The 20,888-nt window shown below is 42.2% G+C and carries 18 protein-coding genes; 15 read left to right on the top strand and 3 right to left on the bottom strand.

The window, feature by feature from the left end; translation table 11 throughout:
* The first annotated feature begins 259 nt into the window (after window positions 1-259).
* The 6 genes from KXD93_RS13570 (at window position 260) to porN (ending at window position 7,113) form a co-directional block, all read left to right on the top strand.
* The gene (locus KXD93_RS13570) at window positions 260-1,201 is read left to right on the top strand and encodes a DUF4271 domain-containing protein (protein WP_258137665.1); all 942 of its coding nucleotides are present in this window, start codon (window positions 260-262) and stop codon (window positions 1,199-1,201) included.
* A 25-nt stretch (window positions 1,202-1,226) separates the two neighbouring features.
* Complete coding sequence (locus tag KXD93_RS13565) at window positions 1,227-1,985, top strand: uroporphyrinogen-III synthase (protein ID WP_373417359.1); 759 nt, start codon at window positions 1,227-1,229, stop codon at window positions 1,983-1,985.
* A gap of 406 nt (window positions 1,986-2,391) precedes the next feature.
* Window positions 2,392-3,711, top strand: a complete 1,320-nt coding sequence (gene porK / locus KXD93_RS13560; RefSeq protein WP_258137663.1) for a T9SS ring complex lipoprotein PorK/GldK — start codon at window positions 2,392-2,394, stop codon at window positions 3,709-3,711.
* Window positions 3,712-3,757: 46 nt separating this feature from the next.
* Window positions 3,758-4,567, top strand: a complete 810-nt coding sequence (gene porL / locus KXD93_RS13555) for a type IX secretion system motor protein PorL/GldL (protein WP_258137660.1) — start codon at window positions 3,758-3,760, stop codon at window positions 4,565-4,567.
* A gap of 34 nt (window positions 4,568-4,601) precedes the next feature.
* Entirely contained in the window at window positions 4,602-6,137 is a 1,536-nt protein-coding gene (gene porM / locus KXD93_RS13550) for a type IX secretion system motor protein PorM/GldM (RefSeq protein ID WP_258137658.1), read from the top strand.
* A gap of 7 nt (window positions 6,138-6,144) precedes the next feature.
* The gene (porN, locus tag KXD93_RS13545) at window positions 6,145-7,113 is read left to right on the top strand and encodes a type IX secretion system ring subunit PorN/GldN (RefSeq protein WP_258137657.1); all 969 of its coding nucleotides are present in this window, start codon (window positions 6,145-6,147) and stop codon (window positions 7,111-7,113) included.
* 159 nt (window positions 7,114-7,272) lie between these two features.
* Here porN and uvrC read toward each other — a convergent pair whose 3' ends face one another.
* The 3 genes from uvrC to porW all read right to left on the bottom strand — a co-directional run bounded on the left by uvrC (window position 7,273) and on the right by porW (window position 14,363).
* Window positions 7,273-9,081, bottom strand: a complete 1,809-nt coding sequence (uvrC, locus tag KXD93_RS13540; RefSeq protein ID WP_258137656.1) for an excinuclease ABC subunit UvrC — start codon at window positions 9,079-9,081, stop codon at window positions 7,273-7,275.
* A 189-nt stretch (window positions 9,082-9,270) separates the two neighbouring features.
* Window positions 9,271-11,511 carry a transglycosylase domain-containing protein gene (locus KXD93_RS13535; protein ID WP_258137655.1) on the bottom strand — a complete coding sequence of 747 codons (2,241 nt, stop codon included), beginning with the start codon at window positions 11,509-11,511 and terminating at the stop codon, window positions 9,271-9,273.
* Window positions 11,512-11,516: 5 nt separating this feature from the next.
* Window positions 11,517-14,363 (bottom strand): type IX secretion system periplasmic lipoprotein PorW/SprE, encoded by a 2,847-nt coding sequence (porW, locus tag KXD93_RS13530; RefSeq protein WP_258137653.1) that lies wholly within the window; start codon window positions 14,361-14,363, stop codon window positions 11,517-11,519.
* A 125-nt stretch (window positions 14,364-14,488) separates the two neighbouring features.
* On the opposite strand from porW, the gene KXD93_RS13525 reads away from it, so the two are divergent.
* From KXD93_RS13525 to KXD93_RS13485, 9 genes are all read left to right on the top strand, one after another.
* Window positions 14,489-14,719: an AtpZ/AtpI family protein gene (locus KXD93_RS13525; protein ID WP_258137652.1), complete on the top strand. Its 231-nt coding sequence runs from the start codon at window positions 14,489-14,491 to the stop codon at window positions 14,717-14,719.
* Between the two features lie 108 nt (window positions 14,720-14,827).
* Window positions 14,828-15,214 (top strand): hypothetical protein, encoded by a 387-nt coding sequence (locus KXD93_RS13520; RefSeq protein ID WP_258137651.1) that lies wholly within the window; start codon window positions 14,828-14,830, stop codon window positions 15,212-15,214.
* Between the two features lie 14 nt (window positions 15,215-15,228).
* On the top strand, window positions 15,229-16,314 hold the full coding sequence (atpB, locus tag KXD93_RS13515) for a F0F1 ATP synthase subunit A (protein WP_258137650.1): 1,086 nt from the start codon (window positions 15,229-15,231) through the stop codon (window positions 16,312-16,314).
* 40 nt (window positions 16,315-16,354) lie between these two features.
* Entirely contained in the window at window positions 16,355-16,609 is a 255-nt protein-coding gene (gene atpE, locus KXD93_RS13510; RefSeq protein ID WP_373417358.1) for an ATP synthase F0 subunit C, read from the top strand.
* A gap of 95 nt (window positions 16,610-16,704) precedes the next feature.
* Complete coding sequence (gene atpF / locus KXD93_RS13505) at window positions 16,705-17,199, top strand: F0F1 ATP synthase subunit B (RefSeq protein ID WP_258137649.1); 495 nt, start codon at window positions 16,705-16,707, stop codon at window positions 17,197-17,199.
* Window positions 17,200-17,294: 95 nt separating this feature from the next.
* Window positions 17,295-17,834, top strand: coding sequence for an ATP synthase F1 subunit delta (atpH, locus tag KXD93_RS13500; RefSeq protein ID WP_258137648.1), 540 nt, complete (start codon window positions 17,295-17,297; stop codon window positions 17,832-17,834).
* 45 nt (window positions 17,835-17,879) lie between these two features.
* Window positions 17,880-19,454: a F0F1 ATP synthase subunit alpha gene (atpA, locus tag KXD93_RS13495; RefSeq protein ID WP_258137647.1), complete on the top strand. Its 1,575-nt coding sequence runs from the start codon at window positions 17,880-17,882 to the stop codon at window positions 19,452-19,454.
* A gap of 99 nt (window positions 19,455-19,553) precedes the next feature.
* The gene (gene atpG, locus KXD93_RS13490; RefSeq protein ID WP_258137646.1) at window positions 19,554-20,453 is read left to right on the top strand and encodes an ATP synthase F1 subunit gamma; all 900 of its coding nucleotides are present in this window, start codon (window positions 19,554-19,556) and stop codon (window positions 20,451-20,453) included.
* A gap of 209 nt (window positions 20,454-20,662) precedes the next feature.
* Window positions 20,663-20,860 carry a hypothetical protein gene (locus KXD93_RS13485; protein ID WP_258137645.1) on the top strand — a complete coding sequence of 66 codons (198 nt, stop codon included), beginning with the start codon at window positions 20,663-20,665 and terminating at the stop codon, window positions 20,858-20,860.
* Window positions 20,861-20,888 lie beyond the last annotated feature (28 nt).

Genomic DNA, 20,888 nt, shown 5'->3' with positions numbered 1-20,888 from the left:
CGTTTTTGCAATAGGCAAAATTGAACAAAAGAGACAGGATTTAAAAACTAAAACGTTTTGAAGTGCCCGCCCCTGCTTTCACATCAAGGATCAAGACTAAGGTATAGCGGCTGAAGCTTTTAAACGCCCCTTTGCATTATGTTAACATTAAATAATTAGCCCGTTATAAAACAATCAATTATTAAGGTAATTTTGCAGAATTATTAATACGGGTGTTTATTTTACAATGAGGTTTATTCTTTTTTGCTTCTTATTGATCATGATTACCGGCTACTATGCGCTCGCGCAGCAGGATTCTGTAATAGCAAAAAAAGACAGTGCCCTGCCGCATACCGGCGCTAATCCCGCTGTTGTTACCCATGCTGATTCCGTTGCAATAATTAAACAACAGCGCGAACAATTTTTAGCCGACTCATTTGCTATGAAATGGCTGATGGTTGATTCTTTACAGCATTACGATGTATTGAAGGCGGCAAATGACAGCACTTTTACTGATATCGGCATCCTTTTAAAAATTCCAGCTAAGAAAAATGAACAACTGCGTACCGGCGACGCCCGTAATTATCGCAGCCCGTGGCTTATTGCTATCATCATTGGCCTGCTGATCTACACCGCGCTCTTAAATCTTTTTTTTAATAAGGATCTAAAGATGGTTATCCAATCGTTTTATAATAAACGGGCTGTTTCGCAACAGGATAAGGAAGGTGGAGTGATCAATTCATGGGCTTTTATAGGAATGTTCTTGCTGTTCAGCCTTACGTTTGGCTTGTTTTTATACCAGTTAACTGTTTTTTATGGCGTTGCCTATACCATTACAGGTTTTCGCCTTTTTGTTTTTTTATCGGTTTTAATAGGCTTGCTATTTGCTCTTAAGTTCCTGATATTGAAACTTATAGGATTTATTTTTGACATTAATAAAATAGTAAGTGAGTATATAGGGATATTAAATCTTACTTATTTTAATATCGCCTTTGTTTTTCTATCGGTAGTTATATGCTTTAGTTTGCTTTCAGACAGGTATATACAAGTATTATTGATTTTTACACTGGCTTTAATAGCCGTAATATTTGCATGGCAATACCTGCGAAATAGTGTAAACATCATTTCTAATTTTCGATTTCATAAATTTTATTTATTTATCTATCTTTGTGCCCTCGAAATTTGCCCAATTTTAATTTTGATTAAGGCACTTAATATATAGTTTTTGGCAGTTATAACAATTGAATTTGGAAGAGAGAAAGAAAAAGGTTAAAAGCATTTTAGTTACTTTGCCGAAGCCTGAAAATGATAAAAATCCATACGCCGAGCTTGCTAAGAAGCTTAACTTGAAAATTGATTTCAGATCATTTATTCATGTTGAGGGCGTACCGGCAAAAGATTTCCGTAAGGAAAAGATTAACCTGGCAGATTTTAGCGCGGTAATTTTTACCAGCCGTAACTCGGCCGATCACTTTTTCAGGATCTGCGAGGAGATGCGTTTTGAGGTTCCGGTGGAGATGAAATACTTCTGCCTTTCGGAAACCATCGCCCTGTATCTTCAAAAATACATCCAGTATCGTAAAAGAAAGATTTTTTTTGGCAAGCAAACTGCATCCGATCTGGCAGAGGTATTAAAGAAGCATTCGAGCGAAAAGTTTCTTTACCCATGTTCGGACGTTGCTGCAGAGGAAACCCAAAAATTCTTGCTGGAGAATGGCTATAATTTTACCCCGGCCGTGCTTTTTCGCACGGTGTGCAGTGATCTTTCGGATCTTGCCGAGGTGTTTTATGATATAATAGCCTTTTTTAGTCCTTCAAGTATCCAGTCGCTTTATAAAAACTTTCCTGATTTTAAGCAAAATAATACCAGGATAGCAGCTTTTGGCGCAACAACGCATAAGGCTGTACTTGAAGCTGGGCTTATTATGGATATCCCGGCCCCAACACCGGGCGCCCCATCAATGACGATGGCCATTGAACAATATGTTAAGCAGGTTAACAAGTAACCTTAGCGTCTCTCCACAAAAAAATAAGGAAATTTTAGTAACAGTTAATCGAAAATTGATTTCGGTTAACTGTTTGATAATATTGAATTTATGTTTTAAATTGCCACTGATTTGACTCGCATGGCAGTTAATTTCCGAACTTCAGCGAAAAAAAAACACCGATTTATTTAACCTTGCTGCAACTATTTTTTGCAAAATATCGTATAAATGCAAACTAATTAGCATAATTGTAACTGATAAATTAATTCAGGTTACGCATTTATTAGCTATTGGTTTAAGAAAATTCAACTATAAATAGAGTAGATTGGACTGATAAAAAATGTTTTTTGCGATTTAATCGGGCAAAATTAATATATTCGGGGGTCACATTGTGTTATATATATTATAGCTAACATTGATTTTTAAGATGAAACAAGTATACTTTTTATTGAGTGTTCTGGCGGTTGGGTTTTTAAGCGGCTGCGGCAAGGGAGGAGACAGAGGGGAGCTTGTAGGGGTCCCGGCGCGATCGTTTAGGGCAGAAGTGCCTTATGGGATGGTTTACATTCCTGGTGGCTCATTCCTGATGGGGCAAACAGACCAGGATGTTACGTTTGCACAAATCGAGCAGACCAAACAGGTTACACTTCCTCCATTTTTTATGGACCAAACCGAAATTTCTAATAGCCAGTACCGCCAGTTCGTTAACTGGGTGCGCGACTCGATCGCTATCACCAACTATGTTAGCGACGACAAGTATTATCTTAAAGCAGGCAAGGGTGCAACCCCTAACCCAAGCGGAAAAAAATATATCAATTGGGCTTATGTGAAAAAATATCCCGTGATGAGCGCCGGCCGTGGCAAAGGTGCTGCTGCAAATGCCTCAAAATTACAAGGTATGTACTACCAGGGCGACGATCGTATTTTTGATCGTGATGAACTGGATGTGCGCCTGCTAAAATATAACTATGCATTAGAGGACTTGCGTTCAGCAGCTAATTATCATAATGATAAAAGCAAAAAACGTTCTGATTTCATTTTGCGCGATACAGTACCGGTTTACCCGGACACACTTGTTTGGTTGAGCGACTTTTCATACGCTGCCAACGAGCCAATGACAGAGGGATACTTTTCGCACCCGGCATTCCGCAATTACCCTGTTGTGGGAGTAACCTGGCGCCAGGCACGTGCCTTCACCGTATGGCGTACACGCTATAACGAAGCATACAAAGATTCAAGAAAAATGCCACACCGCTCACCTTATAACTTGCCTACCGAGGCCGAGTTTGAATACGCAGCACGTGGCGGCAGGATAGGAACAGATTATCCGTGGGGTGGTCCGTATCCAAAAAATGCCAAAGGATGCCTTTTGGCAAACTTTAAACCGGGCAGAGGTAACTATACCGACGATGGCGGCGCTTACACAGTAAACGTTAAGTCGTATTTCCCAAATGATTTTGGGTTATACAATATGGCCGGTAACGTAGCCGAGTGGACCTTATCGGCATTTGACGAATCTGCTTCTACATTCGTACATGATCTTGCACCAACCTTTAACTATGAAGCCAAAGCCAATGAGCCCGAAGTAATGAAGCGCAAAGTTGTGCGCGGCGGATCATGGAAGGATATAGGCTTCTTTCTGCAAAACTCAAAACGCACTTACGAATACCAGGACACCGCAAAATCATACATCGGTTTCCGTTGTGTAACACATTTCCTTGGTCGCGATATCACGGATAAACGATAACAGTAAAACCAAATAAAAAATAATATTTAATCTTTTTCAAATTAATATGGCTGGGAAGAAATTACCTTACGGAATCAATAACATTGTATCATGGGGAGCTACGGTGGTTATTGTAGGTTTACTATTTAAAATTCAACACTGGCCTTACGGCGGTACTTTTATATCTATTGGGTTAACTGCTGAGGCTATTTTGTTCTTCCTGTTAGGTTTTCAAAGGGATGATAAGGAAATTGACTGGAGGCGTGCCTATCCTGAATTAGATGATGATTATGACGGCGAACTGCCAAAGGCTGCGGTGCGTAAAGCGATCCCGCAGGGAGATAGCTTCTCAAATACAGCGGCTCTTGACGCCATGCTGAGCGAAGCAAAAATTGGCCCTGAATTGATAAACAGTCTTGCAAACGGCTTGCGTACATTTGGCGATAAGGTAAACTCAATTTCACGGGTTACTGATGCAGGTGACGCAACTATTGCCTACACAAATAAGATTAAGCAGGCAACCGCAAGCTACGACAATTTAAATATTTCATTCGAAAAGGCATCGGCAAACCTTGCTGAAATGGCCAGTTCAAATGTCGATTCAAAATCATACCACGAGCAGATCAATAAGATGGCTAAAAATTTAACCTCCTTAAATGCTGTGTATGAACTGGAGTTACAGGACTCAAGCAACCATTTAAAATCAATGAATAAGTTTTATGGCGAAATGGCCTCAACTATCCAAAACTTTAACGAGTCGGCAACCGATTCGAAACAGTTTAAGGAAGAGGTTAACAAATTAGCTAAAAACCTATCGACGTTAAACTCGATATATGGCAATATGCTTTCAGCGATGAATCAGCCACGCGTTAATTAAGAATATTTTTATTTAATTAAAGAAACAAAGACAGATGGCTGGAGGTAAGCAAACCCCAAGACAACGAATGATAGGTATCCTGTACCTGGTACTATTGGGCCTTATTGCCCTTGATGTACCGGAGAGTTTACTGGATGCATTTAAAAATATTAGTGATAGTTTATCAGCTTCAAAAACAAATGTTCAGAGTGGGATTGATAATACGTTTAAGACATTTGAAAACGGTAAATTGAAGGAGCAACCCGAAAGAGCAGCACCTATATATGCCAGGGCAAAAAAGGCACGAGACCTGTCTGATGCACTTGATAAATATATCGACTCACTAAAAAAAGTAATGGTTGATGAAAGCGGCGGTATGGATGAAGCTACAGGTGACTACAGCGGACGCGAAAGTTTGGATGAATCAGTAGATCTGATGGTTGACAGGAGGAAATATGCTTTTGAGCTGCATAAAAAGATAGACGCAACCAGGGAAGGATTGGTTAACCTGCTTGATCCCAAAGATCGCGCAGGAGTTAATCTTGCCTTGCAGGCTAACGCACCCTTACCAAGAAGAGGATTTCCGACCAAAAATTGGGAAGAAGCCAACTTTGGTGAAGGAATACCTATGGGAGCTGCCATGACTGCTTTTACAAAGATTCAGTCGGATACAAAAAATGCGGAAAACGAAGTAGTTAAGAAGATCTTAGTGGAGGTTGATAAGGCCCAGGTAAATCTTGATCACTTTGATGCAGTAGCCGTGGCCCCTACAAGTTATGTATTGGTAGGCCAAACTTATACGGCAGATGTTTTCCTTACTGCCTATGATTCGAAATTATCTCCTACAATTACCGTAGGCGGTTCTCCATTACCTACGGAATCAGGTAAAGGCAAGTATACCGGCAATACAAGCAGTGAAGGTTTAAAAACATGGTCTGCTACTATAAATGTTAAACAAACGGACGGAACTATAAAAACATATACTACGCCTACACAAAGCTATATGGTTGCAAAACCATCGGCAGTGGTATCACCTGATAAAATGAACGTATTGTATATTGGGGTACCTAACCCGGTATCTGTTTCTGCCCCTGGAATTGCAAAATCAGATCTGCGCGTAAGTATGAGTAGTGGTAGTTTAAGCGGCTCAGACGGACACTACACTGCTACGGTAAACAGCATAGGTACTGCAACTATCAACGTATCAGGTATGGTATCAGGTAAACTTACAAACCTGGGCAGTACATTGTTCCGTACCAAAAGAATCCCTGATCCTAAGCCGCAATTTGCAGGCAAGAGCAGTGGTAACACCAGTGCAGCCAATTTACGTGCGCAGGATAGACTTTTCGCAAAACTTGAGGGCTTTGATTTCGATGCTAAATTTACGGTGACCCGTTTTGCGTTGCAAATTGCAAAACCACGCCAGGATGTTGTTACTTTTAGTACTACCGGCGCTGATCTGTCAAGTGCAATGCGTTCAGCAATGAGCACTGTTTCACCAGGTACAACTGTTGTGTTTAAAGATATTATAGCCGTTGGTCCTGATGGCACACAAAGGGGACTCGACGCGATTGTATTAATTGCTAATTAAAATGATTATGAAAAGGATTTTAGTTGTATTACTTTGCCTTGCCTGCATATCATCATATGCACAAAGGCGCAGGAAAAAGCCGGCTGCAAAGCCTGCACAAACAACGCAACAACCGGCTAACCAGCCCGCTGCGGTTAATCCAACAACAATGAGCGCTGTACCTACCGATACCACCAAAAAAGTGGTCGCTGGGCCTGCAAAGCCTTTTGAAAGGCCCTTGGATGGTTATTTTAAAAAGGCTAACATCTTAAGCGCGAAGGTTACGCCGTATGCTAACCTAAGGGAATCTGATGCTGCTTTTGTGAAGCGAATTTGGCGCGAAATTGATATTCGTGAAAAGATGAACGCGTACCTGGCTTCGCCAAAGCAACGCCTGATTGATATTTTGTTAACGGCAATTGATGCAGGTGAATTAACAGCCTACGATCCAACAAATACCACTGCTGATCCGGGAGGCGATAGCTTTTTAACGCCACTCGCTCCGGGAAAAGCGCGATCAAGAATGGCCGATAGTAGCGTGGTTGATCAGTTTGATAAGAACACCGGCGAGAAAATAGGCTCCAAACTACAGGCAGGCGAATTTAACGCGGATAGCGTAGTGAAGTTCCGTATAAAGGAGGATTGGGTGTTTGACAGGCAGCGTTCTATTTTTGAACCACGGATCATTGGTATTGCGCCATTGGTGAAGGTTAAGATAGGTACTAATGAAGATTACCAGCCTGCATTTTGGGTGTATTTCCAGGAAGCAAGGCATATTCTTGCAACCAAGGAAGTGGTTAATCGTAACAACGATGCCACCGGTCTGAGCTTTGATGACGCTTTAGTGAAACGGCTTTTTACAAGCTATATCGTGAAAGAATCAAACGACAAGGATGAACGAATAAAGGATTATGCCAATGGTATAGATAAACTATACGAGTCCGAACGAATAAAGAAGAACCTGATGGATTGGGAACTTAATTTGTGGCAGTATTAGTGATAGTTGATTAGAGGTTAGAGACCAGAGATTAGTTTCTTCCGAATAGATATACAAAGGCCATTGCGGATGCAATGGCCTTTGTTCTTTTTACTGCCGCGAGTTTAGCGATAGCGTAACTCGCAGCGATAGCATTTTCTAATCCCTAACCTCCGGTCTCTAATCACTGGCGTCATCACCAAAATACGAAATAATAGCCTTTGCCTGTTTGGTATTCACTACTTCCAATAATTCAGTTTCTGTTGCAGCGCGTATCTTTTTCACTGATTTGAAGTACTTCAACAGCTTTTCGGCGGTGGTTTTTCCAATGCCTTCAATCAGTTCAAGCTCGGTGACAAGGGTTCCCTTATCCCGTTTTTTACGGTGAAATGTTATGCCGAAACGGTGTGCTTCATCCCTTAATTGCTGAATAACCTTTAACGTCTCTGATTTTTTATCGAGGTATAATGGATATTGATCGCCGGGGTAATATAACTCCTCCAGTCGTTTGGCGATACCGATCACTGTTACCTGCTTATCAATACCCAGCAGTTTTAAGCTTTTTAATGCAGATGATAACTGGCCCTTTCCTCCATCGATAACTATCAGCTGAGGCAGTTCGGTGCCTTCGTCGAGCATGCGGCGGTAGCGACGGTGAACAGCCTCTTCCATAGTTGCAAAGTCATCCGGGCCCTCGACTGTCTTCACGTTAAAATGACGATAATCCTTCTTCGACGGCTTTGCATCTTTAAACACCACAATTGCCGAAACCGGGTATTTGCCCTGGAAGTTAGAGTTATCGAAGCACTCGATATGTCGTGGCAACTGGTTCATCCGGAGATCCTTCATCATTTGGGTAAGCAGACGGTCGGTGCGGATCTCGGGATTTAGCTTTTCGTATTGGTCAAGCTTGTCGCGTTTAAAGAAATGAACATTTTTTTGTGAGAGTTCAAGCAGCTTCTTTTTTTCGCCAAGCTTTGGCACGGTGAACTTTATTTTGGCATCGTCAAGGTCGATGTCAAATGGCACGATGATCTCTTTTGAATGACTATCATAGCGGCTCCTGAATTCTGAGATGGCCAGGGTAAGCAACTCCTCGTCACTTTCATCCAGGCGCTTTTTGAGCTCTATGGTTTGCGTTTGTATGATGGTGCCGTTCATCACCTTTAAATAGTTCACAAAAGCGTATTTTTCCTCTGAAGCAATACTGAAAACATCCACATCAGTTATGGATGAATTTACCACGGTTGATTTGCTCTGGTAGTTTTCCAGTAGTTCGAATTTCCTTTTCAGCCGGTGTGCGCCTTCGTAATTCATTTCAGACACGGCCTTCTCCATATCTGCCTTAAGGTTGCGCAACACCGCGCCGATCTTGCCGTTTAGTATATCGGTTATTTCTTCAATACTGTGATCATAATCCTGCTCGCTCTGGTAGTCCTGGCAGGGGCCCTTGCAGTTGCCCAGTTGGTATTCCAAACATACCTTAAACTTACCTTTTTCAATATTCTCGCGACTAAGGTTCAGGTTGCAGGTACGCAACGGGAAAGTCTCCTTTATCAACCCGAGTATGTTGTGCATCATGCTCACAGATGCATACGGTCCCAGGTATTTTGAGCCATCACGAACGATGCGCCTTGTCCAGAAGATGCGGGGATAGTTTTCATTTTTGATGATGATCCAGGGATAGGTCTTATCATCCTTCAGCATCACGTTGTAACGTGGCTGGTGTTTTTTTATCAGGCTGTTTTCCAAAAGCCACGCATCAACCTCGGTATCAACAATGGTAAAGGTTATATTTCTGATCTTTGATACCAATACCCTCGTCTTGGCATTTACGTGGTTATCCTTATTAAAATAGCTGGTAACCCGGTTGCGCAGATCCTTAGCCTTACCGATATAGATCAGTTCCTTTTCATCGTCCCAAAACTGGTAAATGCCGGGACGGTGAGGGATGTTTTTTAATACGGCTCTATAATCGAAATTGTTCATTAGTTCACTGGTTCATTGGCCAACTTATAGCAAATATTTGTTTAACAGTTGGAAGCCGAAAATAAATATTGTCATTGCGAGGAGGAACGACGAAGCAACCTTGTCGCCGTGCATTTGCGCCATATATGACGACGAGGTTGCCACGCTATCGCTCGCAATGACAATTTTGTATTAGCTATTGAGTTAAATTTAAAATCCTAACTTTTTATCCACATCTCCCGTCCCCTGTTGCTGCTGTTTATAGGCATTACAATCCATCACAATATTAACGCCGGATTTCGGTGCATCAAAGTCAACATTTCTTTTAATGCCGAGGGAGGGATTGTCGTAGACCCGCCGCATAAAGCCCGCAAATATAGGAAGGGCTGAGTTAGCGCCCTCGCCCATGCGGGTTGAACGGAAGTGAATATCACGGTCCTCGCAGCCGGTCCATACTCCGGTAACCAGTTGTGGGGTAATCCCCATGAACCAACCGTCGGAGTTTTCCTGGGTGGTGCCTGTTTTGCCGCCGATCGGGTTCGTCATTTTGTATCTGCCCCTTAACCTCGATCCTGTACCATCCTCTATAACACCTTTAAGCATATAAGTCATTACATAGGCGGTCTGTGCATCCATAGCCTGTACAACCTTAGGAGTGTGCGTGTAGATCACGTTGCCGTTCCTATCCTCAATGCGCAGGATATAAGTAGGTTCTGTCCATGTGCCGTGGTTGGCAAATACTGAGTATGCACCTGTCATATCAAATACTGATGCATTAAATGTTCCCAGGCAAATAGAAGGGTAGGGCGGTACATCGCTGGTGATGCCCATCTTTTTTATAAGCTCCATCACCGGGATCGGCTTAACCTCATTCATCACATAGGCGGCCACGTAGTTTTGTGAATAACCCAATGCTTTTCGTAAGGTTATTGACCCTTGTAAATAATCAGATGATGATTGTTTAGGTTGCCATGGCGTGCCATAGCCGGTTATAGTAATAGGTACGTTATCAACCTCCTGGCAAGGTGAAAAGCCGTTCTCAATAGCCACAGCATAAGTAAACGGTTTTGCAGTTGAACCTACCTGCCGTGTGCCAAGCTTCACCTGGTCGTATTTAAAATGCTCAAAGTTTGTACCACCTACCCATGCCTTTACATAGCCGGTGGTGGGGTCCATGCTCATCATGGAGTTACGGAGCATCATTTTGCTGTAAACCATTGAGTCGATAGGTTTCATTAACGTATCAATATCCCCATGCCAGGTAAAAAGCTCGAGGCTGTCGGGAGTATCAAAATTTTGTCTTATTTCATCATCCGACTTTCCTTCTTCATGCAACTGCTTGTACCTGTCAGACCGGAACATACCCTGGTCAAGCAGTAATTTGTAGTTTTTGATATTTTTTGCCCGGTTAACACCACGCCACTGGGCATCAAATTGTGCCTGTAAGGTGCCCATATATTCCTGCTGGGCCTCTTCGGCATAATTTTGCATGGTGGCATCAATGGTAGTATAGATCTTTAATCCGTCCCGGTCAAGGTCATATTGCGTGCCATCGGATTGAACGATGTTCTGATCCTTAAAGATCTTCTGGATCTCTTGTTTTAACACTGCCCTGAAATAGGGCGCCGGCCCATCATTATGCGTATTCGGGCTAAAGTTAATGCCAATAGGTTTTTGTTTCAGCTCTTCTACCTGGCCGCCGCTTAAAAATCCCTGTTTATCCATTAATTCCAGGATAGTGTTGCGACGAGCCAAAGCCCTGTCCGGATGCCTGATGGGCGAATAATAGCCTGTCCCCTTCAGCATTCCTACAAGCAATGCGGCTTGGTCGGGCGTAAGTTTATCAGGACTAACGCTAAAATAGGTGCGGGCTGCTGATTTTATACCGAACGTATTGTAGGCACCGAAATCGACTGTATTTAGATACATGGTTACAATTTCCTGCTTGGTATAGCGGCGTTCCAGCTCGATTGAAATGATCCATTCCTTCAATTTTTGTGTAAAACGGACAAATGGATTATGTGATCCACCATTCGAGAAAAGGTTTTTTGCCAGTTGCTGGGTTATGGTACTACCCCCTTGCTTGCTACCTATCAGGTTAAAAAAAATAAGGCTGGGTAAGCGTTGAAAATCGATGCCGGAGTGTTCGTAAAAACGGGTGTCTTCAGTGGCTATTAGTGCATTAACCACGTTAGGTGATAATTGGGAATAGTTTACACTCGACCGGTTTTGAACATAATAGGTGCCTAAGACAGTTTTATCTGCCGCCAACACCTCTGATGCCTGGTTGCTTTTTGGATTTTCAATAGCTCGAAAGCCCGGTAATGGACCAAAGGCTCCAAAAAAGGTTGCTACAAGCAACAATACGAATAGTAGGAAACAACTGATCACGGTTTTCCATATATACCAGTTGTATCGTCGTATATCCTGCGGGGCGAGTTTAATGATCATAACAATTAAAAATTTCTTTGATAGTAGTCTATGTAGCTATCCAGGGTTTTTGCGTCGGCTAATTTATTCAGATTTTCCTGTGTTATAATAAAAAAGCTGTATTTATCCTTGGGCACCTTCATAATATCGGGTAACAACTGCACAATTGCGCGGGCATATTTTTTAACATCGGCAAGCGAGTAAAAGCGCCCCACGTATATAACCTGATTATCTGCGCCGACAGGCAATAGTTGGTGTTTTATTCCCTTTCCCGCATACATGGCCCTGTTAAATTGCCCAAAACCAAAACGCGACGACGCCAAATTAGTTGTTCCGCTTTTTACATTTACTGCAAAATAATAGTTGGTGCTATCGTTTGATAAAAAAATTGAGGGGACAATATCCGGCATCTTAATCGCGGGCACCTTTGCCTGTGCTATGGTATCCACTCTGTCAGCTACGCGGGGAGCCTCCGGAACTGGTAGTTCAATTTGTTTAATAGCAGGTTGATTGGTTGTGGTTGTTATTTTAGGCGCCTGGGCTATTTGTGCCGTTGTTACCTGCTGTTGTCTTTCAATCCTTACCTGTGGCTGCTGGTTAACGGCAAACGGATTTACTGACGGGCGGTATGCTGTTTCTTCTTTAAAGGCAGGATTTAGGGTAAATGGCAGATCAAGCGGATTATCGTCAGTAAGTACTACCGGCCGCGCCAGCAATTCGGCCTGGTTGGTATTGATGTAAGTTAATTGTTGGCTTACCAACGGCGTAATCAACTTATCGTCCGGAAATTTTTGGACAATTTGCTTCAGGCTGTCGGTGAAGGGCCCTACCTTTTCATTATGCCCCTCGGCAATTGTTTTAAGGTAATACAGCTGAGGGCCGAACTTATTGCCGGGATATTGTTTTAGCATCTGTGGAACACCGGTTATTACCTGGCTATACTTTTTGGCGGCATACAGGTCAAACACCTTATTATAGGCTTGCGTGAATTCAGCATCCTGGTCTTCCAGTTTTTTTGCAAAATCAGGGTCCGAAATTATTTTGGCAAATGGCGTATCAGCATAGTTTTTTAGCAGCAGATCCTTATAATGATCTGACTTTGATTTGTCGACATCGCTATATAACCTATATAAGCTATAATATACCGCGGCAATATTCGGATCGTTCGGAAATCGGCGTAAGATCAACTCATAGATATTTATCGCCTCCTTTTTATCACCCAAAACATCACGATAGAAATTTCCTATATCGGTGTAGGCGTTATAAATTTTCACGTTTGATTGGGCAAGGCGTTCAGAAGTGAGGGGCAACCCGTCAAGAAGTTCCTTCCGATAGCCACTGGCAATACCTGGTTTTGGCCTGGCTCCCGGCTGTCCGCTTACCGGCGCATCAGGATCCGCCGCTGCCGAATTCATCTGATTAGCCGTTACATCACTGTTTGAACGGCTGCTTCTCCGCCAGTTGTCCTCCAGCTTACGGTCGCCCCATTTGCGTTTAAAATCGCCATACCCCTGGCTTACCGCATTATTGTTATAAAAATAAAATGTAGCACCCGTTCCAGCCTTTCCCGACCGGGGCCCTGAGTTTACGGTTTCCGTTACAGTGCTTGATAAAGATGCGGCAGCCAAATCGGCCTGTTGTTGCAGCGTTTGGTCGGTAACCATTTTATCAATTATCTTATTGCGTGCCCCTTCGTCCATTTTGGCCAATGCCTGCAAGGTATCCTCCCGCAAAATAATTTGGTAGTTGTTCGCCAGCAGCTGCAGGTTTACGCTAATTTTTTTCACGGCGGCGTAGCCCGGATAGTTAACCGGCAGGGTGGTGACGGTACTGTCATAGTATTTTTTCGCGCTAAGGTAGTCGGCCTTGTTTTTAAAGTAGATCTCAGCCAGGCGCAGGTAGCTTAGTCCTTTTTGGTTTTGGTTTTTAACGCTGGTTCTAACCGAAAGCTTATAGTTTTTAATAGCGCCGTCAATATTTTTGCCGGACATTTCCAGCTGGGCAACCTGGTAGTAGATCTGGTCCTTAAATTCCTTGTTATTGGGTTCCTTTAAAAGAGTCATCAGGCGTTCGGTGCGGCTGGTCTTAATCCCATCTGCAGCGTCCTCAATCCTGATGCGGTTTAAGCTGGCGTTAAAGGCCATCTCGAATGACACGTTGCTGCTTGCTATCCGGTTGTAGTTTTTAACAGCTTCTGCAGGTTTTTGGTTAAGCTCCTGCAGCTGACTCAAAATAAAAGTCCAGCGGAGGCGTGTCATGCCGTCGTGGCAATGGCTTATTGCCTGTTTCGCCATTTCCTCGCCATCGGCATAATCCTGCACGTTTATATCGTATTGCAGTTTGCTTGCATAAATGTCGGCAATCAGGCCCTTATTCTTTTTTGGGTCGATGTTTTGAATTGCAGTATCCAGGGCGAGTTTAGCCTGGGGAAGATTGCCCAGGTACATTGATGAACGTGCCTTCCAGGCAAGGGCGTCCTGTACAAGATCCATACGCGTTGGATACGTTTTAATAACGTAGTTTAAAAATTCAATGGCATTAAAATAATTCCCTTCAAGGTAATTCGCCTTTCCTAAAACCAGGTATGCATCACCCTGGTAGTGGCTTTGCTCCTTGATATTGATAATTTTATTTGCCTTTGCTATCGCTTCCTCAAGGTCTTTATCAGGTGTTGTCGATTGGGCTGTAGTGTCGGGGTAAACGTTCAGTAGCTCATTATAATTGTCAACAAAGGCCGAGGCATAACTTACCTGCTTTTGCCGCAGGATCTCCCTGGCGTTAAAAAGGATGTTATAGTGGGCGGTAAGGTTTTGCATGGTGCGGTTAAAACCGCTTTGCTTTTCAAGTGAACAACCTGCTGTAATAATTATCAATGCTGAAAGCAGGGATATTATTTGTTTATTTACTTGAAATTTGAAAACCCTGTTCAATTTATAAGGTGGTTTTAAAGCCTTGCTAATTTAATAACATTTACGTAATAGGATAACTAAATTTGCATATGGCCAAAGATGAACAAAAACAGGAGAACGGCAACGAAAAACCGGCGAATAACTATATAAAGTTTACCGGAATGGGATTCCAGATGATTGCAACCATTGGATTGTTTACCTATGCCGGGTATAAAATTGATGAGAGCGCCCACCATGCTACAAAATGGGTGACGGCAGTGCTTTCACTTGTCGGTGTTTTTGTATCTTTGTACCTTGTTATCAGGTCTGTTAAAAATTAAGCCTGGTATATAATTGTTTGAACCCTGACTAACCAATTATAAAATGCACCGTATCGCTCAGTTATTTGAGCCCTGGTTCATTATAATAGAGACTAATTGTTAAACTAAATGAAAATTATCCCATCCATCTTGTCATTCCTGGCATTTGTGGTAGCAATTGCTATACCACCCCTTTTACTTCAATATGCCGGAAACACCAGTTTACTGGTCAATAACTTTTGGACTATATTTTTCTTTATGTCGGGCCTTACGCTTTTGGTATTAGCCGGGATGTTGCTGGCCAAACAAAAGGACCAGGAGTATTTTACCCCAGCCTTTTTAGCAGGCACAACAATTAAGTTGTTGGCGTTTTTAATATTTATATTCGTTTTTGTGGCTAAAAACGTCACAAATAAGCATGTTTTTCTGGCAGATTTTATTTATATATATTTATTAAATACTGCCTTTGAAATTTATGTTTTGTTACGTAACTTGCGGCACGAAAAATTAAGGTAGAAAACTTCATTTAGATGAACAAGAGCTCGATTTTGAACTTAAAACTTTTTAACATTTCTTTAATTTGCGCGTTTTTTTTAATCGCAGGCGGATTTACAAACTCGGCTTTTGGCCAGGAAAAGGCTCCTGAGGGCTCAGAAAAGAAGTTTGAACCCAAAGAAATAATACTTGAACATATTGGTGATTCACACTCATGGCCGGTAGTTGGCGAGGTAATGCTTCCGCTTCCTGTTATTTTGTATACTGATAAAGGTTTGGAAGTATTTTCATCAGCCAAACTAATGCCTGCAGATAGCGCGGTTTATCATGGTGCTCATTATAATTACAAGCTTGAAAAAGAAACAGTGAAGGTTGTTGATGCATCAGGCGTTGTAGATGAAGCGGCGACAAAAAAAGTAATGGACTTCTCCATCACCCGTAACGTAGCTTCTATGTTCATGGCTATTACCATATTGCTGATTGTGTTTTTAAGTGTTTCATCAGCGTATAAAAAACGTGTTGGTAAAGCTCCTAAAGGCTTACAGTCGTTTATGGAGCCCCTTATATTATTTGTGCGCGACGATATTGCCCTGCCTAACATAGGTGTAAAGTATTTAAGGTTTATGCCTTTATTACTTACCATATTCTTTTTCATCCTGTTGAATAATCTTTTGGGTATGGTTCCCTTCTTTCCGGGAGGTTATAACCTTACAGGTAATATAGCGGTTACGGCCGTATTATCAGTTATCATATTTTTTGTGGTTAACCTTAATGGTAACAAACATTACTGGAAGCACATATTTGTGCCAAACCCATGGTGGTTGTTCTTCATCATGATCCCGGTTGAAATTGTTGGGATTTTCACCAAGCCAATAGCATTAATGATTCGTTTGTTTGCTAACATTACAGCCGGTCACATTTTGATCTTAAGCTTAATATCATTAATATTTATTTTTAAAACCATTTGGGTTTCCCCTGTCTCAATTGTGTTTGTTGTGTTTATGGATGCCATTGAGTTACTGGTAGCGTTCCTGCAAGCGTATATATTCACGCTGCTTGGTGCCTTGTTTATCGGGATGGCTATTGAAGAGCACCATACTGAGCACACTGAAGTTTTGTAATTAATTATCTTAATATATACACGTTTTAAATTAACACACAATGATTGGAATGATTGGAACCGCAGGTTTGGTTTTAGCTCAGGCAACTGGTGTACACGGTAGCTTAGGCGGCCTTGGCGCTGGTTTAGCCGCAATTGGTGCAGGTATCGGCATCGGTCAAATTGGTGGTAAAGCTGTTGAAGCTATTGCACGTCAGCCTGAAGCTATTTCTAAGATCCAACTTAACATGATCATCGCTGCGGCCCTTGTAGAAGGTGTTGCCTTGTTCGCGGTGGTTGTTGCAGCTTTCTTTTAATAGGAAGCAGCATGTAGCATTAAAATAGCCCGGAGCGGTTGGCGCCGGGTTATTTTTAAAATGAAATTACTTATAAATAAAATATAATCTGAATTATGGATTTAGTTACTCCTCACATTGGTTTAGTTTTCTGGACTACACTTTGTTTTGCGATACTATTGTTTATACTGGGTAAATATGCCTGGAAACCTATTTTGGCTGCAGTAGCCGAACGCGAGCAATCAATTGAAACAGCTCTTTTACGTGCTGAGGCAGTTAGGGAGGAAATGGCGCGTTTAACAAACGAGAACGAGGCTTTGTTAAAAAGCGCCCGTGCCGAGCGTGACGCTATTTTATCGGAAGCTACCAAAGTAAAGAACCAGATCATTGCTGACGCTAAGGAAGCAGCGCAGAAGGAAGGTTCACGCCAGATTGAGCTTGCCCGCATAGAGATCAATAACCAGAAGGCTATTGCTATGGCTGATGTAAAAAACCAGGTAGCATCACTTTCATTAGAGATTGCTGAAAAGGTATTACGCAAGCAGTTTGAAGATCAGAAAAAACAAGACGAACTGGTTAAGGATTTGTTGAGGGACGTGAAATTAAGCTAGATTTTCAGATATGAGATTTGAGACGTGAGACATGAATAATGTTTCAAATTAAGGTCTCACGTCTCACATCTAATATCTCACATCTAAATAAAAATATGTCAGAATTAACAGTAGCAGCCAGGTACGCAAAAGCCATTATTGATCTTGCAGAAGAGCAAAAATTGGTTGAGCCTATAAAAGGAGATATGGAGCTTTTTTTACACACATTAAAAGCAAATCCTGAATTAAAAGCGGTTTTGGCTAATCCGATAGTATCTCACTCAAAGAAGGTGCACATATTGGACGATATTTTTGCTTCAAAGGTTAATAAAACCAGCCTGGCTTTTTTTAAGCTGATGGTAAACAAGAGCCGCGGCGAGGTTTTATACGCCACCGCAGGTGAGTATGTAAACCTTTATGATATCAAACATAACATCGTTCATGCTTCGGTAGTATCTGCGACAGCATTGTCTGATACTAACAAGAAAACAATGATAGCTGATATTGCAGCTGCAACCGGTGGTACAGTAAAACTGGAAGCTAAGGTTGACGCTAATTTGATCGGCGGTTTTGTATTAACCGTTGGCGACAGGCAGATAGATACCAGCATTGCAAGTGATTTACATAAATTAAAGAAGGAATTTGCCAACAGGTAATTCCAATTAAAAGTTAAAAACTAAAACTCTAAAATAAATTTAAAAATGGTAGAGGTAAGACCAGACGAAGTATCAGCAATTTTGCGTCAGCAATTAGCAGGCTTCAAGTCAGAATCTGAACTAGAAGAAGTGGGTACTGTACTCCAGGTGGGTGACGGTATTGCACGCGTTTATGGATTAACAAAAGTACAATCAGGTGAGCTGGTTGAGTTTGGTACCGGTTTACAGGGTATCGTACTTAACCTTGAGGAAGATAACGTAGGTGTTGTATTGCTTGGTAAATCCGATGATATTAAAGAAGGTGATACCGTTAAGCGTACAAACAGGATCGCCTCTATCAATGTTGGTGAAGGCATGCTTGGCCGAGTTGTTGATACCTTAGGTACTCCAATTGACGGTAAAGGCCCTATCGCCGGACAGGTTTATGAAATGCCTTTGGAGCGTAAAGCGCCGGGTGTTATCTACCGTCAGCCGGTAACTGAGCCATTACAAACTGGTATCAAGGCTATCGATGCGATGATCCCTATCGGCCGCGGACAACGTGAGTTGGTAATCGGTGACCGCCAGACAGGTAAAACTGCTGTTTGTATCGATACTATCATCAATCAGAAAGAATTTTATGATGCCGGAAAACCGGTAATATGTATCTATGTTGCCTGCGGACAGAAAGCTTCTACCGTAGCTAACATTGTACGCACACTGGAAGAAAAAGGCGCTATGCCATATTCTATCATTGTTGCTGCTAACGCGTCAGACTCTGCTACTATGCAATTCTTTGCCCCGTTTGCAGGTGCTGCCATCGGCGAGTACTTCCGTGACACAGGTCGTCCTGCATTGATCATTTATGATGATCTTTCAAAACAAGCTGTTGCTTACCGTGAGGTGTCGTTATTGTTACGTCGTCCACCGGGTCGTGAGGCTTATCCAGGTGACGTATTTTACCTGCACAGCCGTTTATTGGAGCGTGCTGCTAAGATCAACGCGAATGATTCAATTGCGCAGGCAATGAATGATTTGCCTGAGTCTATCCGTGGTATCGTGAAGGGTGGTGGTTCATTAACCGCATTGCCGATCATCGAAACACAAGCGGGTGACGTATCAGCATACATCCCAACCAACGTAATTTCAATTACTGACGGTCAGATCTTCCTTGAGTCGAACTTGTTTAACGCAGGTGTTCGTCCGGCTATCAACGTAGGTATCTCGGTATCACGTGTGGGTGGTAACGCGCAGATCAAATCAATGAAGAAGGTTGCCGGTACTTTGAAACTTGACCAGGCACAATACCGCGAGCTTGAGGCTTTCTCAAAATTCGGTTCAGATTTGGACGCTTCAACAAAAACAGTACTTGACAAAGGTGCCCGTAACGTAGAGATCCTGAAACAAGGCCAATACTCACCGGTAACGGTTGAAAAACAGGTTGCAGTTATTTACTTAGGTACTAAAAACCTGATGCGTAACGTACCGGTTAACAAGATCCGTGAGTTTGAAGCAGAATTTACAAGCCAGCTGGAAGTGCGTCATCCTGAAACATTAGCTGCCCTTAAAGCAGGTAAGTTTGATGATACAATCACAGGTGTGCTTGAAACAGTTGCTAAGGAACTGAGCGGAAAATATTAATAGTTAGAAGTATTAAGTCTTTAGTCTAAAGTCTTTAGTCCTAAGTCAACGACGTGGAACTAAAGACTCAAGACTTAGAACTCAAGACTCAAAAAAAGAATGGCTAATTTAAAAGAAGTAAGAAACAGGATTAAGTCCGTAAGCTCAACGCAGCAGATCACCAAGGCCATGAAAATGGTTTCGGCAGCTAAGTTGAAGCGGGCAACCAACGCTATTGTACAATTACGCCCTTATGCCAATAAATTGAAAGATTTACTGGCAAACTTGTCTGCAAGTTTAGAGGATGGTTCATCTCCGTTTTTAGCACAGCGTGAGCCAAACAAGGTATTGATAGTTGTGGTTTCGTCGAACCGTGGTTTGGCCGGCGCTTTTAACGCCAACGTTATAAAGACTGCCAATAACCTGATAGCCGAAAAATACAGTGAGCAGCTTAAAGCCGGTAATATATCGATAGTTGCTATCGGTAAAAAAAGCCAGGAGTTTTATGCAAGGCGCAAATACAACGTTATTGGTAACAATAATGATTTGTACCTCGACCTTAACTTTATAAATGCTTCCGTAATTACCCAAAGTATTATGGACGGCTTTTTAAAAGGTGATTATGATCGTGTTGAGTTGGTTTATAACCAGTTCAAGAACGCAGCTATGCAGATCTTAACTGTGGAGCAGCTGTTACCGGTTCCAAAACCTGAAGTTAAAAAGGATGATACCAAAAAGGATCTGAATAAAGTACAGGTTGACTACATTCTTGAGCCATCGCAAGAGGCTATAGTTGAGCAGTTGATCCCTAAAAATATCAAGATCCAGTTATACAAGGCAGTGCTTGATTCAAATGCATCTGAGCACGGCGCACGTATGACCGCGATGGATAAGGCAACGGATAATGCGGGCGAGTTGTTGAAAGCACTTAAGCTTTCATATAACCAGGCACGCCAGGCAGCCATCACTACCGAGTTAACGGAAATTGTGAGCGGCGCAGCAGCGTTATCAGCGCAGTAATTTTATAAAAATTTATATTGAAGGGTTTCTCTGGAAAGAGAAGCCCTTTTTGTTTTTGTCATTCTGAGCGACAGCGAAGAATCTTCTCAAATTGCTTAGTCTGCGATATATCTGTCCTCCGTCTATGTTTTGCGTTGAAGATTCTTCACTTCGTTCAGAATGACAAAGGTTGTTGTAAACAAATCCTGCTATCCCTTTGTTATTCCTTTATGACAAAGCCAGTAAACGCAATAGACAAGCCATCATCAACACATAAGCCAGTTGATAACGGCGGCAAAAGCCACGTGAGAAAAGAGGATAAGGAATATAAAGGCGATCAGCCTAAGCAGGAAAATATAGCCAAAAGGCATGAGCGGGAGGAGCAGCCTGTTGAATCGGTTAAGAAGGCACCGTCTAAGGGAGTTTGAAGTCTTGAGTCAGTAGTCTTCAGGCCAT

Source organism: Mucilaginibacter phenanthrenivorans (assembly GCF_024721155.1).
Classification (GTDB): Bacteria; Bacteroidota; Bacteroidia; order Sphingobacteriales; family Sphingobacteriaceae; genus Mucilaginibacter; species Mucilaginibacter phenanthrenivorans.
Note: the sequence above shows the minus strand (reverse complement) of the source record. Positions and strands in the feature narration are given on the sequence as shown.